Source organism: Serratia sp. BNK-23 (genome assembly GCF_047456145.1).
GTDB classification, from domain to species: domain Bacteria; phylum Pseudomonadota; class Gammaproteobacteria; order Enterobacterales; family Enterobacteriaceae; genus Serratia; species Serratia nematodiphila.
The window spans coordinates 1,868,600-1,885,321 of record NZ_CP179900.1 but is presented as its reverse complement, the minus strand read 5'-3'; the positions used below and the strand labels follow the sequence as shown (position 1 = coordinate 1,885,321).

Annotated in this window: 16 protein-coding genes; all 16 read left to right on the top strand. The window is 58.3% G+C overall.

The genetic code is table 11. The annotated features are described in order from the left end of the window. The first annotated feature begins 14 nt into the window (after nt 1–14). The 16 genes from tssK to ACMGF9_RS08785 all read left to right on the top strand — a co-directional run bounded on the left by tssK (nt 15) and on the right by ACMGF9_RS08785 (nt 16,712). Nucleotides 15–1,361, top strand: coding sequence for a type VI secretion system baseplate subunit TssK (tssK, locus tag ACMGF9_RS08860; protein ID WP_031299754.1), 1,347 nt, complete (start codon nt 15–17; stop codon nt 1,359–1,361). 21 nt (nt 1,362–1,382) lie between these two features. Then, a complete protein-coding gene (locus ACMGF9_RS08855) occupies nt 1,383–2,585 on the top strand; it encodes a DotU family type VI secretion system protein (RefSeq protein ID WP_004934945.1) in 1,203 nt (400 codons plus the stop codon). Then, nucleotides 2,585–6,220 (top strand): type VI secretion system membrane subunit TssM, encoded by a 3,636-nt coding sequence (gene tssM, locus ACMGF9_RS08850; RefSeq protein ID WP_015378280.1) that lies wholly within the window; start codon nt 2,585–2,587, stop codon nt 6,218–6,220. The genes ACMGF9_RS08855 and tssM overlap by 1 nt, the downstream gene beginning before the upstream one ends. An 18-nt stretch (nt 6,221–6,238) precedes the next feature. Next, nucleotides 6,239–6,958 carry a type VI secretion system-associated protein TagF gene (gene tagF / locus ACMGF9_RS08845; RefSeq protein ID WP_004934950.1) on the top strand — a complete coding sequence of 240 codons (720 nt, stop codon included), beginning with the start codon at nt 6,239–6,241 and terminating at the stop codon, nt 6,956–6,958. Nucleotides 6,959–6,981: 23 nt separating this feature from the next. Further along, a complete protein-coding gene (tssA, locus tag ACMGF9_RS08840) occupies nt 6,982–8,013 on the top strand; it encodes a type VI secretion system protein TssA (protein WP_021504103.1) in 1,032 nt (343 codons plus the stop codon). A gap of 122 nt (nt 8,014–8,135) precedes the next feature. Continuing rightward, nucleotides 8,136–8,672, top strand: coding sequence for a type VI secretion system contractile sheath small subunit (tssB, locus tag ACMGF9_RS08835; protein ID WP_015378282.1), 537 nt, complete (start codon nt 8,136–8,138; stop codon nt 8,670–8,672). Between the two features lie 3 nt (nt 8,673–8,675). Further along, the gene (gene tssC / locus ACMGF9_RS08830) at nt 8,676–10,181 is read left to right on the top strand and encodes a type VI secretion system contractile sheath large subunit (RefSeq protein WP_004934958.1); all 1,506 of its coding nucleotides are present in this window, start codon (nt 8,676–8,678) and stop codon (nt 10,179–10,181) included. Between the two features lie 304 nt (nt 10,182–10,485). Beyond that, complete coding sequence (locus tag ACMGF9_RS08825) at nt 10,486–10,968, top strand: Hcp family type VI secretion system effector (protein ID WP_004934962.1); 483 nt, start codon at nt 10,486–10,488, stop codon at nt 10,966–10,968. Nucleotides 10,969–11,026: 58 nt separating this feature from the next. Then, nucleotides 11,027–11,512, top strand: coding sequence for a type VI secretion system amidase effector protein Tae4 (locus ACMGF9_RS08820; protein ID WP_071796739.1), 486 nt, complete (start codon nt 11,027–11,029; stop codon nt 11,510–11,512). Next, a complete protein-coding gene (locus ACMGF9_RS08815; RefSeq protein WP_118891935.1) occupies nt 11,509–11,868 on the top strand; it encodes a T6SS amidase immunity protein Tai4 family protein in 360 nt (119 codons plus the stop codon). Before ACMGF9_RS08820 ends, ACMGF9_RS08815 begins: the two co-directional genes overlap by 4 nt. 159 nt (nt 11,869–12,027) lie before the next feature. Then, complete coding sequence (locus ACMGF9_RS08810; RefSeq protein ID WP_031299756.1) at nt 12,028–12,486, top strand: T6SS amidase immunity protein Tai4 family protein; 459 nt, start codon at nt 12,028–12,030, stop codon at nt 12,484–12,486. 12 nt (nt 12,487–12,498) lie between these two features. Further along, nucleotides 12,499–12,852 (top strand): T6SS amidase immunity protein Tai4 family protein, encoded by a 354-nt coding sequence (locus tag ACMGF9_RS08805; RefSeq protein WP_046896722.1) that lies wholly within the window; start codon nt 12,499–12,501, stop codon nt 12,850–12,852. 62 nt (nt 12,853–12,914) lie between these two features. Beyond that, nucleotides 12,915–13,676, top strand: a complete 762-nt coding sequence (locus ACMGF9_RS08800) for a DUF4225 domain-containing protein (protein ID WP_306377869.1) — start codon at nt 12,915–12,917, stop codon at nt 13,674–13,676. Continuing rightward, nucleotides 13,673–14,035 (top strand): hypothetical protein, encoded by a 363-nt coding sequence (locus ACMGF9_RS08795; protein ID WP_015378287.1) that lies wholly within the window; start codon nt 13,673–13,675, stop codon nt 14,033–14,035. Before ACMGF9_RS08800 ends, ACMGF9_RS08795 begins: the two co-directional genes overlap by 4 nt. Nucleotides 14,036–14,205: 170 nt before the next feature. Then, entirely contained in the window at nt 14,206–15,939 is a 1,734-nt protein-coding gene (gene tagH, locus ACMGF9_RS08790) for a type VI secretion system-associated FHA domain protein TagH (protein WP_015378288.1), read from the top strand. Continuing rightward, the gene (locus ACMGF9_RS08785; protein WP_015378289.1) at nt 15,939–16,712 is read left to right on the top strand and encodes a PP2C family protein-serine/threonine phosphatase; all 774 of its coding nucleotides are present in this window, start codon (nt 15,939–15,941) and stop codon (nt 16,710–16,712) included. Before tagH ends, ACMGF9_RS08785 begins: the two co-directional genes overlap by 1 nt. Nucleotides 16,713–16,722: the final 10 nt, after the last annotated feature.

Genomic DNA, 16,722 nt, shown 5'->3' with positions numbered 1-16,722 from the left:
CTATAGGTGTGATGATGAAAGATGCTCATAAGGTTGTCTGGACTGAGGGGATGTTTTTACGCCCTCACCATTTCCAGCAGGCGGAAAACTATCTCGAAGGCTATATGCGCAACTGGGGCCAGGCCCACAGCGGCTGTTTCTGGGGGTTCCTGACCCTGGATCTGGACCAAACGCTGCTGCGCCAGGGCAAGATTGCGCTCAACGCCGCCAGCGGCATCATGCCGGACGGCACGCCGTTTCGCTTTGCCGGTGCCCAGCAGGCGCCCGCGCCGCTGAGCATCGCCGAAAACAAGACCGGTGAAAACGTGGTGCTGGCCCTGCCGACTTACCGCGCAGGGCGTGAAGACGTGATCTTTCAGGAAAGCCCGGAAGCGCTGGCGCGCTATCTGGCCTACGAGAACGAAGTCGACGATCTCAACGCCGTCTCGGTGGGCAGCGCGGCGCTGCAGTTCGGCCGCCTGCGCCTGCGGCTGATGCTGGAGAGCGAGCTGAACGCCGAATGGACGGCGCTCGGCGTCACCCGCGTGCTGGAAAAGCGCGGCGACAACAGCCTGCGTCTCGATACGGCGCAAATCCCGCCGATGCTGAACTGTCAGAGCAACCCGGTACTGAAGACCTTCATCAACGATCTGCAGGGCCTGCTGCAACAGCGCAGCCAGCAGATGAGTCAACGCCTGCTGCAGCCGGGCCGCGGCGGCAGTTCCGAAATGGTCGATTTCATGCTGCTGCAGCTGATCAACCGCCATCTCGGTCAGGTGAGCCATGCCTACCACCTCGACCATCTGCACCCGGAGCGCCTGTTCGCCGATTGGCTGCAGTTCGCCACCGAACTCGCCAGCTTCTCGGCGCAGCGCACCCCGGAAGGCCGCCTGCCGGTGTACGACCACGACAACCTGGCGCTGTGCTTCGGTAAGCTGATGCTGTTGCTGCGTCAAGGATTGTCAGTGGTGCTGGAAGACAACGCCATTCAGCTGACGCTGGTCGAACGATCCCACGGGTTGAACGTCGCCACCGTGCAGGACACCAAAATGATGCGCGACTTCGGTTTCGTCTTGGCAGTGCGCGCCGACGTGGCCGCCGAGGTGTTGCTGACCCACTTCCCGGCGCAAATGAAGATCGCCCCGGTCACGCGCATCCGCGATCTGGTGCAGCTGCAGCTGCCGGGCATCGGTCTGCGCACCATGCCCGTCGCGCCGCGCCAGATCCCTTATCACGCCGGCTATACCTATTTCGAGCTGGAAAAAGGCGGCGACCTGTGGAAACAGATGGAAAAATCCAGCGCCTTCGCCCTGCACCTGGCCGGCGAATTCCCGGGGCTGGACATGGAATTTTGGGCGATTCGCAGCCATACGGACCGGTAACCTATGACTCAGGAAAATAGCATGGCGCCGGCGGCCAATCCGCTGGTGGACGCCGCCAACCCGCTGCTGAACGCCATTTCGCAGATCCGCCAGTCGGCCACGCACGCCAACCCGGCGCAGCTGCGCCAACAGCTGATCGACGAAATGCGCCGCTTCGAGATCCGCGGCCAACGCGCCAATCTGCCGTACGAAGTGATCATCGGCGCGCGTTATTGCCTGTGCACCGCGCTGGATGAAGCGGCGGCGCTGACCCCGTGGGGCAGCAACAGCGTGTGGTCCGGCAGCGGGCTGCTGGTGACCTTCCATAACGAAACCTGGGGCGGCGAAAAGTTTTTCCAGCTGCTGGCCAAGCTGTCGCAGAGTCCGCGTGAGCACATCAACCTGCTGGAACTGATCAATTATTGCCTGCTGCTGGGCTTTGAAGGCCGCTATCGGGTGATGGAAAACGGCCGTTCTCAGCTGGAAACCATGAAACAGCGCTTGCTGCAGCTGATCCGGACGGTGCGCGGCGGCTACGCCCCTCCCCTGTCGCCTCATGCGTTGGATCTGCCGGTACAGCAAAAACTGTGGCGCCCGCTGGTGCCGCTGTGGGCCTGCGTGGCGCTGACCGGCTTCCTGGCTTCGCTGCTGTTCATCGCCCTCAACTGGCGGCTGGGCGACAACACCAGCCCGGTGCTGGCGGCGATTTACCAAACCAATCTGCCGCAGGTGGCGATCGGTAACCCGGCGCCGGCCGCGCCGCCGACGCTGAGCCTGAAAAGCTTCCTGCGCAAAGAGATCGCCGAAGGGCTGGTGGTGGTGCGCGACGAAGCGCAGCAAAGCGTGGTGATCCTAAAAGGCGACGGGCTGTTCGACTCCGCCGCCACCACGGTGCGCGCCAACTATATCCCGGTCATCGACCGCATCGCCGCCGCCATGAACGGCGTCAGCGGCAAGATCCTGGTCACCGGCTACAGCGACAACCTGCCGATCCGCAGCGCCCGTTTCGCCTCCAACTGGGAGCTGTCGCTGGCGCGCGCCGAAGCGGTCAGCGCCCGCTTGCAAAAACACCTCGCCAACCCGCAGCGGGTCAAGGCCGAGGGCCGCGGCGAGAGCAACCCCGTCGCGCCGAACGATAACAAAGTGAACCGCGCGTTGAACCGCCGGGTAGAAATTACGCTGTTGGTCGCCCCGGAAAACACCCAGGCGGAAATCAACGGCTTGCCGCAAGGAACCGGAAAGTAATGCTCAGTACGTTATTCTCCATCATCACCAGCCGCCTGCTGTGGGGCTTTGTCGGCATTACCGCGCTGGCGTTCATCATCTGGATGATCGGCCCGCTGGTGGCCATCGGCGACTATCGCCCGCTGGAGCCGGAACTCAACCGCCAGATCGCCATTGGCGTCATCTACCTGATCTGGTTCCTGTGCCGCCTGATCCCGCGCCTCTACAGCGCCTGGTTCAACAGCCGCCTGCTGAGCAACCTGCGCGCCGCCGAAACGGTGCCGGCGGAAGACGGCAAGCCCGAGGTTAAACAAGACGATCAGCTGGCGCAGCGCTTCGACGAAGCGGCGCAGCTGCTGAAAAAGGCGCGCTTCGCCCCGGGCCAGGGCGACGGCAAACACCGCTGGATGACCCGCTTTAGCCGCCAATACCTGTACCAACTGCCGTGGTATGTGATCATCGGCGCGCCCGGCGCCGGCAAGACCACCGCGCTGGTCAATTCCGGCCTGCACTTCCCGCTCGCGGATCGCTTCGGCAAATCCGCGCTGCGCGGCGTGGGCGGCACCCGCAACTGCGACTGGTGGTTTACCAACGACGCCGTGTTGCTCGACACCGCCGGCCGCTACACCACCCAGGAAAGCCAGCGCGAAGAAGACGCCGGCGAATGGCAAAGCTTCGTCGCGCTGCTGAAAAAATATCGCACCCGCCAGCCAATCAACGGCGTGATGGTCACCATCAGCGTCGCCGATCTGCTGAGCGACAGCGCCGAAGCGCGCGCCGCCCAGGCCAGCGCGCTGCGCAAACGCCTGATCGAACTGCACGAACAGCTGGGTATTCACTTCCCGGTCTATGTGCTGGTGACCAAAACCGACCTGCTCAACGGCTTTATGGCCTATTTCGGCAGCTTCGACAAAGCGCAGCGCGACCAGATCTGGGGATTCACCTTCCCTTACGAACGCTCGCGGCAGCCGGACTTCAACCTGAACGCCGCCTTCGAACAGCAATATGCCCTGCTGCAACAACGGCTGGATGCGGCGCTGCCGGATACGCTGCTGATGGAGCACGACGCGCGCCAACGCGCCGAAAGCTATCTGTTCCCGCAGGAATTCGCCGCGCTGCGCCCGCTGCTCGGCCACTATCTGGAACAGGTGTTCGCCACCTCCAGTTTTGAAACCCGCTTTACCCCGCGCGGCATCTATTTCACCAGCGGCACCCAAGAGGGGCTGCCGTTCGACCGGGTGATGGGCGAACTGAACCGCTACCTGCAGCTGCCGACGGCCAACTCAGGGGCGCAGGCCAACGCGGCCTGGGACAGCGTGGGCCAGGAAACGCCGATCCCGGCGGCCAAGGGCCAGAGCTTCTTCCTGAAAGAGACGCTGGAATCGGTGATCTTCCAGGAGTCTGGGCTGGCGGGCAGCAACCGCTGGTGGGAATACCGCAACCGCGCCCTGCACTGGGCGGGTTACATCGCGCTGGCGGTGGTCCTGGCGGTGCTGGCGATGCTCTGGTTCACCAGCTACGGCAACAACAAGGCCTACCTGGCGGAAGTGGCCGCCAAGGTGCCCGGCGTCGAGCGCCAGGGGCAAAACCTGACGCAGGTGGGCAACGGCGACATGTTCTCGCTGCTGCCGTTCCTCAACAGCCTGCTGCACCTGCCGGACAGCCAGAACTTTTCGCTGGACGATCCGCCGTTCACTTACCGCATGGGGCTGTTCCGCGGCGATCAGGTCGGTGACGCCGGCAATGCCCTGTATCAAAAAGCGCTGAAAGAGCTGCTGCTGCCGCAGGTGGCGCAACAGATCGCCACCACGCTGCGCAACGATAACCACGGCGACGCGGACTTCAGCTATGAAGCTTTGAAGGCCTACCAGATGCTGTATCTGCCGAAGCAGTACGACGGCAAATTCCTGCGCGCCTGGGTGATGCTCAACCTGCAGCGCAACCTGCCGCAGGGCAGCACCCAAAAACAGCTGCAGCAGATCGAATGGCACCTGAGCCAACTGCTGGATGCGCAGATCCAGGCCTCGCCCTACGCCAAAGATGAACAGCTGGTGGCGCAGGCGCAGGCCGCCATCAATCGGGCGCCGCTGTCGCAGCGCGTCTATGGCCGCCTCAAGCGCTTGCTGCTGAAACAGACCGACATCAAGCCGGTCAGCCTGGTCGATTTGGCCGGCCCGCAGACCGAGCTGGCGTTCAGCCGCAAAAGCGGCAAACCGGTCACCGACGGCGTGCCGGGCCTGTTCACCTCGCAAGGGTACTGGAAAGCGTTCAACGACAACATCGATCCGGTGACCGATACCCTGCGCAAGGAAGACGTCTGGGTGTTGAACAGCCAGACGCCGGAGCAGAAGAGCGCCGATTTGACCAAGACCATCCGCCAGCTGTACATGCAGGATTTCATCAGCGCCTGGGATGAGCTGCTGGGGGATATCCAACTGGCCAACATCGGCAACCTGACCCAACGCATCAGCAGCGCGCGCCTGCTGTCAGGCAACCCGTCGCCGATGCGCAACCTGCTGGTCAACGTCAGCAAAAACGTTACCCTGCGCGACGAGAAAAGCGATGCCGATTCCCGCTCGCTGCTGGCCAAAACCGAAGACAGGCTGAATCAAAACGCCAACCGCACGCTGGAGGCGCTGTTCACCAACCGGCCGGCCAACGCCGACGGCGACGTGTCGGCCCAGCCGGAACAGCTGGTGATGGCGCACTTCGCGCCGCTGCTGGAGCTGGCGCAAAGCCAGGGCGAAGGCAATAAGGCGATCCCTTTCGACAGCGTGCTGAAACAGGTCGATGAGCTGTACAGCTACCTGACGGCGGTGCAAGGCGCGGCCAACAGCGGCATGTCGGCGCCGCCGAGCGACATCATCCCGCGCCTGCAGGCCGAGTCCGGCCGCTTGCCGGTGCCGTTCAAACAGATGCTGCTGTCGCTGGCGATCGGCGCCAGCAGCGACACCCAGCGCAAAGAGATGGAGAACGTGAAAAAACGCATCAGCTTCGAGGTCGGCAGCTTCTGTCGCCAGGCGATTGCCGGGCGTTATCCGCTGGTGGCCCGGGCGCGCCAGGAAGTGACGCCGGACGATTTGGCGCGCATGTTCGCGCCGAACAGCGGGCTGATGGACAGCTTCTTCCGCGACAACCTGCAGGGCAAGGTCGACACTACCCGCGCCAACTGGCGCTTTACCCCCGGCGTGGACGGCAAGACGCTGCCCGGCGGCGAAGGCATCCTGCGTTCGTTCCAGCAGGCGCAGCGCATCCGCGACGCCTTCTTCGCCAACGGTACCGCGACGCCCTCGTACCGCGTGACCGTGCGGCCGGTGCGGATGGATAACGACATCCTCAACCTGACGCTGGATATCGACGGGCAGCTGTTCAAATACAGCCACGGTCCGCAGGTGCCGCTGGTGGTCAGCTGGCCGGGCACCCGCAATACCAACCAGGTGCATCTGCAGCTGGCGCTGGCCAACGGCACCACCGCCAGCCTGGTGACCAGCGGGCCGTGGGCGCTGAACCGCCTGGTGGATATGGCGCAGTCTTCGGGCACCGGCGGCCTCGGCCGTCAGGCGACGTTCAATCTCGACGGCCACCGCGTCACGCTGGAGTTCACGCCCAACAGCATTCGCAATCCGTTCCAACTGCCGGCCTTCTCGTGCCCGTAGCCCCGAAAGGACATGACCATGAGCACTGATTCAAGCGCCCCGACGAGCATCGGCTGGTACGGCAAACTTCCTTCCGCCGGTGACTTCCTGCAACGCCGTTTGCCTGACCCGGTGATCAACAACTGGGCCCACTGGTTCCATAACGGGCTGGTGAATTTGCAGCGCGATGCGCAGGGGCCAAACGATCACCCGTTCAGCAACGCGCCGGTGTGGAACTTCGTGATCCCCGCCACGCTCGGCAGCCAGTACGTGCAGATGGGCTGCCTGTTGCCGGCGCGCGACCGCGTCGGGCGGCGTTACCCCATCTGCGCGCTGCGCCTGTTCAGCCAACAGGATTGGCGCCCGCAACAGCTGAACATGGCGGCGAGCTGGTACCAACAGCTCGGCCATACCCTGCTGAACGGCGTGCGCAACGGCTTCTCCGCCGAACAGATCGACCGCACGCTGCAGGCGATCCCGGCGCTGCCCAGCCCGCCGGCGGAAGCGGACTCCGAGATATTGTCGATTATCGGGTTCCAGCATCCGGACGTACCGGGCCTCGGCTGGCAACAGGCCGCCGACTGTTTCGATCCGGCGCAGTACACCAGCTTCTGGTGGACCAATCAGGCCGACGGACACCCGCTCTACACCCACGTGCACAGCGGCAACCTCACCGTGCAGCTGTTTTCACTGCTGTTCGAGCCCAACGGCTGGGCGCGCCCCGGCCGCGGCGGCCAGTACCCGCAAATGTTTGATTAACATCGCTCGTTGAAGGAAATTTTATGGCTATCGACACCGATACCCTGCTGGCCCCGGTTGACGCGGACACGCCCTGCGGCGACAACCTGGAATACGACGCTGACTTTCTGGCCATGGCGCGCGCCGCCACCGGCAAAGCCGAACAGCAATTCGGCAGCACCATCATTCCGGAAGAAGCGCCGGATTGGGTGCAGGTCGAGCGTCTCGCAAGCTCGCTGCTGGCGCGCACCAAAGACCTGCGCGTCATGCTGTATCTCACCCGCGCCTGGACCCAGCTGCGCGGATTGCCGGGCTATGCCGACGGGCTGACGCTGATCCACCAGGCGATACTCCGCTACTGGGATGCCCTGCAGCCGCCGCTGGAGTTCGACGGCGAGGCCGACCCGCTGTTTCGCATCAACGCGCTGGCCGACCTTGGCGACAAGGCCGCGCTGGCCGCCAGCGTGCGCGCCGCGTCGCTGCTGAAAAGCGCCGCCGGTGAAATCTCGTTGCGCGATGCGGGCGCCCTGCTCGACGGCAGCAAGCAAGAGTGCCCCAACTTTCCCGGCGGCCGCGCACGGCTGCAGGATGAGCTGGCGCAACAGGATCGCCCCGAAGGCGCGCTGGTGATGCACATCGCCAACACCCTGGCCGCCATACGCAGCGAAGTCACCCGCCATCTGGGTGAAAGCGCGCTGCCGGAAATGAGCGCGCTGACCAAGGTCTTTTCGCTGGTGGCGCTCGCCGGCCAGAGCGAGGCCCCGGCCGCCACCGAAGCGGACGCCACACAGGAAACCGCCGCTGAGCAGCCACCGGCCGCCGTGCAGAGCGCCTCTGCCCCACTCAACTGGCGCAGCGCGCAGATCCAGTCGCGCGACGACGCTCAGCTGATGCTGGACAAGGTGAAAAACTATTTTCGTCTTCATGAGCCAAGCCACCCGGCGCCGCTGATGATCGATCGGGTACAGCGACTGATTACGCTGGACTTTATGCAAATCGTCCGCGATTTGGCGCCCGATGGGCTTAACCAACTGGAGACCATTCTCGGTCGCCCCGACAACGAGGAGAACAGCTAGCCGCCGACTTTTGTTCTCTTGACGACACCCGATACCGTCTGCCCCTGCGCAGACCCGAATCAGAACCTGACTCTCCCAGCCGGACGAGGCGCGTTCCCAATCGCCATTAGATGGAGTAAATCATGTCAAACTCGAAATCCCGCAGCGGGCAGAAATTCATCGCCCGCAACCGCGCGCCGCGCGTACAGATTGAATACGATGTCGAAATTTATGGCGCAGAGCGCAAAATCCAGCTGCCGTTCGTGATGGGCGTGATGGCGGATCTGGTGGGGAAAGCGGTCGATCCGCAAGCCAGCGTGGAAGAGCGCAAGTTCATGGAAATCGACGTCGACAACTTCGACGAGCGCATGAAATCGCTGAAGCCGCGCGTCGCTTATCAGGTTGACAATACCCTGACCGGCGAAGGCAAGCTGAACATCGATCTGACCTTCGAAAGCATGGAAGACTTCTCCCCCGCCGCTATCGCCCGCAAGGTCGACGCGCTGGACAATCTGCTGGACGCCCGCACCCAGCTTTCCAACCTGCTGTCCTACATGGACGGTAAAAACGGCGCCGAGGAGCTGATCTCCAAGATCCTGCAAAACCCGGCGCTGCTGAAATCCCTGACCGACGCGCCGAAGCCGGCGGTTAACGATGACAACAACGAGCGTGAGGATTAATCGATGAGCAACTCGCCTCAGCAACAGAATGCGTTGCAAACCACCGAGACTTTTTCCAGCGATGAGTTCAGCGCGCTGTTGAACAAAGAGTTCCGGCCGAAGACCGATCAGGCCAAAGAAGCGGTCGAGAACGCGGTGAAAACGCTGGCGCAGCAGGCACTGGAAAATACCGTCACCGTTTCTTCCGACGCCTACCGCACCATCCAGGCGCTGATCGCGGAAATCGACGAAAAGCTGTCGCAGCAGATCAACCAGATCATTCACCACGACGATTTCCAGAAGCTGGAAGGCGCGTGGCACGGCCTGCACTACCTGGTCAACAACTCTGAAACCGACGAGATGCTGAAGATCCGTTTCATGAGCATTTCCAAGCAGGAGCTGGGCCGCACGCTGAAGCGTTATAAAGGCGTGGGTTGGGATCAGAGCCCGATCTTCAAGAAAATCTACGAAGAAGAGTATGGCCAGTTCGGCGGCGAGCCCTTCGGCTGCCTGGTGGGCGACTACTACTTCGATCACAGCCCGCAGGACGTGGAGCTGCTGGGCGAAATGGCCAAGATCGGCGCCGCCTCGCACTGCCCGTTCATCGCCGGCACCGCGCCAAGCGTGATGCAGATGGAGTCCTGGCAGGAGCTCTCCAACCCGCGCGATCTGACCAAGATTTTCCAGAACACCGAATACGCCGCCTGGCGCAGCCTGCGCGAATCGGAAGATGCGCGCTACCTGGGTCTGGTGATGCCGCGCTTCCTGGCGCGCCTGCCGTATGGCATCCGCACCAATCCGGTGGACGAGTTTGACTTCGAAGAAGATACCGACGGCGCGACCCACGGCAACTACACCTGGACCAACGCCGCCTACGCCATGGCCGCCAACATCAACCGTTCGTTCAAAGAGTTCGGCTGGTGCACCGCCATTCGCGGGGTGGAATCCGGCGGCGCGGTGGAGAACCTGCCGTGCCATACCTTCCCGAGCGACGACGGCGGCGTGGACATGAAGTGCCCGACCGAGATCGCCATCAGCGATCGTCGCGAAGCCGAGCTGGCCAAAAACGGCTTTATGCCGCTGGTGCACCGCAAAAACTCCGACTTCGCCGCCTTTATCGGCGCGCAGTCGCTGCAGAAGCCGGCGGAATATTACGATGCCGACGCCTCTGCCAACGCCCAGCTTTCCGCGCGCCTGCCGTACCTGTTCGCCTGCTGCCGCTTCGCGCATTACCTGAAGTGCATCGTGCGCGACAAAATTGGCTCCTTCCGCGAGCGCGACGACATGGAGCGCTGGCTGAACGACTGGATCATGAACTACGTGGACGGCGATCCGGCCAACTCCTCGCAGGAAACCAAGTCGCGCAAACCGCTGGCCGCGGCGGAAGTGCAGGTGGAAGAGATTGAAGACAACCCGGGCTATTACAGCGCCAAGTTCTTCCTGCGCCCGCACTACCAGCTGGAAGGCCTGACCGTCTCCCTGCGCCTGGTGTCGAAGCTGCCTTCGCTGAAACAAAACGACGCGTCCTGATGGACTGAAGTCAGGCCGCGATCGCGCGGCCTGGCTGATGTATCAACCTCATCGTCAGCCTATCGCAGAAAACCCGGATCGCATGTGGAACCAAGATAACGCGAAATAATTAAGCATTGAGCCATTAGCACTTAATAGTGGCTCGGTAACCCGTACCGATAGTTTTCGGTATTTAAGAAGGTGCATGGCACAAGGATATAAATTGGTAATGCATTACCACACTTGCAATTCCTGCTGCTATTACCTGAGTTTTTCAACGTAACGTTAATACTACTGTTAACCCTTAATAAAGAGTGAAGAAACTATGGCTATTGATATGTTCCTGAAAGTTGAAGGTGCCAGCGGCGAATCCAAAGATTCGAATCACAAAGGCTGGACCGACATTACTTCTTTCTCCTGGGGCGCTTCTCAACCGGGCAATATGGGCGTTGGCGGCGGCGGTGGCGCCGGTAAAGTGTGCTTCAACGATCTGCACGTCAACGCGCTGATCGACAAGTCAACCCCGGCCTTGCTGAAACACTGCTCAAGCGGCAAACACCTGACCAAGATTGAGCTGTCGGTTTGCAAGGCGGGCGGCACCCAGGTTGAATACGCAAAAATCACTCTGGAAGACGTGCTGGTCACCGCCGTGCAGTACACCGGTGCAGGCGGCGAAGACACCGTGGGCGTCACCTACTCCTTCCAGGCGGCGAAAGTGAAACAGCAGTACTGGGAGCAGAGCGACAAAGGCGGCAAAGGCGCCGAAAGCAGCGCAGGTTGGAACATCAAGGAAAACCGCGAAGCTTAATTTGTCTGCCCCCGGCTACGGCCGGGGGTTCATAACATGGATACAATGGAGAGTCAGGATGAAAAAACCTCTATTTGGACCCGCATGGATTCGTTTTTCTGAAGTCAATATCAATGTAAAAAAAGTGGGTGCATTGATTGGTGGAAAAGTAGAAAGCAATATTGAAAACGGTATTTTTGAAAATGCTTGTCCTATACGAATGAGTTATGTACTCAACTATACAGGCATACCAATTCCCTCTAACTCCGGTTATGCGACTGTGTCTGGTAAAGATAAAAAATGGTATCTTTATCGTGTTAACGATATGATTCTCTTTTTAGAAAAGAACTTCGGCAAGCCTGATATCACGGTGAAATCCCCTACCCCAGCTAAATTCTCAGGTAAAAAAGGGATAATGGTTATACAAGGAAATGGCTGGCGAAATGCCAGAGGACATGTCACATTATGGAACGGTGACATTTGCTCTGACTCTTGTCATTTCATGGGGGATCCTGAGAATGGATCTTTTGTTCCTGAAGTAGCATCACTTTGGATATTAAAATGAAGACTACCCACATCGCCCTTGCTCTTCTTCTCATTTCTCCTATGTTGCTGGCGGAAGATATAAAAATAGAAAACTTACCTCAAAGCGAAATTTATGAAAATTGGCTGATTAGCCGCTGTATTGGGAAATCTACTGACTCAGAAAAAACCAAGCAAGATGCCTTCCGTTCCGCTTCCGCCTATTTAGAATTCAGTAAACTCCCCATGGATGCATTCGAACAAGGCGAAAAACTGGCTGAACAGTACGCAAATAAAAATAGTCAAGGCTCAGTTAAAGGAAGTTATCATACTTTAGATTGCCTTTCGCTGCAGAGTTCCAGTGAGGCTAAAGCCATCTTCGAACGTTACTCTAATTAATAATTAATATTGTAAGTTGCAATTTTATAAAACCATCAACTTAAGAAAATTAGAGTTTTATTAATTATTTTCACTGGGTATTCGCCATCAAGCATTGAGATACTCATGCGCTGGTTATGTATTACTCTGCACAAACCATACGGATTTTGGAGTGTTGAGATGAAAAAAATCCTTATCTCCTTTTTTTGTCTATATGCCACTTGTGCTATAGCGCAGAAAAATCAAGAAGAGTCGATTGAAAATTGGCCGCCGCAAGCGGCATACAGAAGCTATTTGCAAAACTACAAGGATATTGCTCTAACCTACTGCATTTCCGTCGCTTATAAGACATCACCAGAGGCTAGCAAAGATGCAATTGCCTCATCGAATGGTATCGATGCTTGGTCATACTATGCAATTCGTGATGAAGAATCCCCTATCATCAAGCTGACAAAGCAGTATTTGCAAAAGAATTACAATGCTAAGGATGGGAAAAGCCGCTTAGACTTAATGAAGTGCATGGATATGTACCATAGTGAAGAGCTTGATAAACTTGCGAAAGATTATGTACAGCGCCCTAATGATAATTGGGTGAAAGACAATCCGGACAGAGTAAATGAAAATCCTCCTCGGAAATAATCAGTGAAAAAAATCTCACTGACTGTGGCCATCGCCGCAACGTTGAACGTCAATGCAGCGACAGAAATTGACTATTCCCCTGCCGAGTACCTCAAAAACTACGCGCTTAGCGTTTGTATCGCCGAGGGGTACTCAGCCAAAGAAGTCAAAAACGATGCCGCCGCCGCCGCTCGGGGCTACATGGAGTTCGGCGATTATTCTCTGGAGGCGCATACCGCCGTCAGGGCGCTGGCAAAAGAATTTCTGGCAAAGCCCTATGACAGCATGTCTGGGGAGCCGATGACGATGGCCAAGTACATCGATCTTGTACATAGCCAAGCGTTACAAGCCATCATCAAGAAGTACCAAGGGAAAGACGACAACTGATAATAAATACGCATCCTTACATATAATAAATGTTAGTTTAGAAAAATAGGAAAGGAATCCTGATGCAATACAAAACAAAAGCAGATCTGGATAGATCTGTCGATGAACTCAAAAAACTATCAAGAACGTTTTCACGACAGTATCTATACACCAACGAATCAAGAGCTAATTTCTCACTGGAAATAGACCAACTTATTCAGTTTGCACAAAGGGATATCAGTATACACTGCACATCCTACTCTGGAGCAATCAGTATAATTGAAGAGGAAATCAACAACCTCAAACAACAAGAATTCAACATTAATACAGGTAAAGCCAAGCTCTTTGTCGCAATAAAAAAAGAAAAAAGAGAAAGATTTTCAAACCTGGTGATGAAACAAGTTGGTTTTGTCAGCGGCGGCTCTCAGATATTTGCCGGAATCGGAACCTGTGCACTTTCTGCAGGCATGGCCTGCGGGGGCGTTGGCGTACCGTTAATGGCTCAAGGAGCAAATAATGTTTACGAAAGTGGCTATTATTTACTTTTCAGAAAAGATAAGATTGGCAGTATAAGAGAGGCATACCACTACGCGGCTAACTATCTAGGCTATAATAAAAATGAAGCTGACATCGTTTATAGTTCCGTTGACATCTCACTATCCGGGTACGGTATATTTAGCAAGTCATTAAGACCTGACTCCTGGCGGTTGTTTAAACACATAAATAGCGATTATATTATTGGATGGAAAAAGCTTGGCACGGTTCCATTAGGCGCAGAGGTTTTTTCCAATGCCATAACTGGCTATGGAATTTACAAATTAATCGATGAGGAAACAAAACAGTGATCGATGACGTCACGCTTTCCACCTACTCTTACTCATTTGTGTTTTTATACTTTTTCCTGTCAGTCTTAGTATTTGTCGGGCTTTATCACCTAAAACAAAAAACCAACAATAAAAAATCCTATTCTCTTTTTGTGATGGCTACCATAGTGAATTTATTTGCAAGCATCATCCAGGGTTTAGTGTTTAACTATGGTTCTGAGATACTGGATCCAATGCTCAATATAAAATTTCAAGACTATGATGAGGTGTGGTACGCCAGTATTATATTCGCCCTTACTTACCTGTCTCAATTACCAACTAATCTCTATTACAAAAGAAAGGCTAAGAATAATGCGAATAATAGCAATGACATCACCTGACATATACAGTCTCACGTTATTATATTGAAGTTTTCGACCATATAATGCGTTAACCCAAAAAATTAGTCACTCACATTCAAAGATCTCTCTTAGGAAAGAAATTAAGTCAAACTCATCCAGTTATCGAGTTCCACTGTCTGGCCATAAGATCTAATCAGCAGGAATGCCTTATGCGATTTTCCATTGTAAAAAATAAAAGCGGCCAGGTTCCGCCGCAGAGCAGTTGCGATTTTCTGCCGCCGGGCGGCACCATCGGCCGCAGCGTGGACAACAACCTGGTGCTGCCGGACGAAGAGCGCGCCATTTCCCGCCTGCAGGCGATCGTGCATATTTCCGCTGACGGCGAATGCCGCATCACCAACCGTGGCAACGTCACCCGCGTGCTGCTGAACGACATTCCGCTGGAGCGCGGCCGCCAGGTTGAACTGCAGGACGGCGACGTGCTCGGCATCGACGATTACCAGATCGAAGTCAGCGCACTGCAGCAACACGCCGCGCCGCAGGCTCAACCGGTGGCCAAGGTCGCCGCCGTTGCCGCTGCTGCGGCCCCTGCAGCCGCCGCCAAAGAAAAATCCGCCGCGCCGATCCCCAACGAAATCTGGGACAGCCTGGTGGAAGAATTTACGCCGAACGCGCCGGCCGCCGTCACACCGCCGCCGATCGCCAATCCGGACAATCATCCGCTGCTGGATACCCCCGCTCGCGAGCTGAACCCGGCCGATCCGCTGGCGCAGCTGGCGGGCGATGTCGATCTGCGCCAACTGCAGCAACAGCAAACCGATCCGGCCGCCTTATTCAACACCGACTCCACTTTTGAGCGTGAGCATATCCTGGCCGATACCACCCCCAGCGCGCTGCTGGCGGAGCAGGCTGCGCCGCCGCGCCCGGCTCCCCCCGTCCAGAATGCGCAGCAACCGGAACAAGAGCTGGATCCGCTGGCGCTGTTCGGCGGCTCATCCGCGCCCGCTTCGCCAGAGACGCTGAACAGCAACGATCCGCTGGGGCTGCTGATGGGCGGCGCCGTGCCGCTGGCTCAGCCGGAGGAAGCGGTACAGCCGCCGTCCCCACCACCGGCGCCGATCGCCGCCCAGCCGGTAGCGCCGCGCCCTCAGCCGACGCCGCCGCCCGTGCAGAGACCCGAGCCGCAACCCCAACCCGCGCCGCAGTTCAGCCAGCAGGAACCGCCTGCGCAGCCGCCGCGTCCGCGCCAGGGCAACCGCCTGGGCATCGATCCGGTTGCCTACCAGTCCGCTCAGCGGCAGCACGCCGCCGCGCCGAATGGCGACACCTTGGAGGGGCCGCTGCTGACGGCGCTGCTGCAAGGCGTCGGTCTCGACGATCTGCAGCCGCAGCCACATTTCGACGAACAACAGATCCGCCTGGCCGGTCGCCTGCTGAGCCTGTTCTCGCAAGGCACCGTCGCCCTGCTCTCATCCCGCTCGATCCTCAAGCGCGGCGTGAAGGCGGAGATGACCATGATCCTCGACGAGGCCAACAACCCGTTCAAGCTGCTGCCTTCGGGCAAAACGGTGCTGATGCAGATGTTCGGCAGCCAGATGCCGGGCTTTATGCCGCCGGAACAGGCGGTGCGCGATGCGCTGATCGACCTGCAGGCGCACCAGCTGGGGATGATCGCCGGCATTCGCGCCATCATCGCCGCCATGCTGCAGTCGTTTAACCCGGAACGTCTCGAAGAAGAAGCGCGCAAGGAAGGCGTGGCGCCGCGTCTGTCACTGCCCGCCAACCGCAAGGCCGCGCTGTGGGACTACTTCGTGAAGAACTATCAGCAAACCTCCGGCGAAATCGAGGACGATTTCCACACCCTGTTCGGCGAAGCCTTCCTGCACGCCTATGACGTTGAAGTGAATCAATACAAAGACTCACAGACCAAACCGGACGCGTAATGAATATCACCATAGCCTCTACCTCCAACCAGGGCGGCCGCGCCTCCAACCAGGATCAGACCGGCGAGGTGCTCGGCAACCGCGCCGCCTGCTTCGTGGTGTGCGACGGCATCGCCGGTTTTCCGGGCGGCGATATCGCCGCCAAACTGGCGCGCGACACCATTTTGCAAAACTTCGACGGCGAAAAGCACCTGAACGCCCAGAGCATTCGTCAGCACATTACGCGCGCCAATGCCGCCATCCACCAGCAACAGCGGCAGTCGGACGAATACAGCAAGATGGGCACCACGCTGGTCAGTCTGTTTATCGATCGCGATTACCAGCTGGCCTACTGGGCGCACGCCGGCGACAGCCGCCTGTACCTGTTCCGCCGCGGCTACCTGCATGCCGTCACCACCGACCACAGCCTGATCCAACAGATGCAGGACGCCGGTTATCAGACCAACGGCATCAACAGCAACCTGCTGTATTTCGCGCTGGGGCTCAACGAAGAGCGCGACGCCACCTACAGCGACGTGCTGCAGCTGGAAGACGGCGACGTTTTCCTGCTGTGCACCGACGGATTCTGGCACAGCTTCAGCCAGGCCGAACTGGAACAGTCGCTGCACATGGTCAACTCCCCCAGCGAGTGGATCGCCCTGATGCAGCAGGCATGGAAGAAAAACAATAACAGCGATAACTACAGCGCTATCGCCGTCTGGATTGGCTCACCGCAGGAAACCACCCTGCTGCATTCGCTGGCGGATGCGGAGCGGTTTCTGAGCCGCGACTGAGCAGCGCACA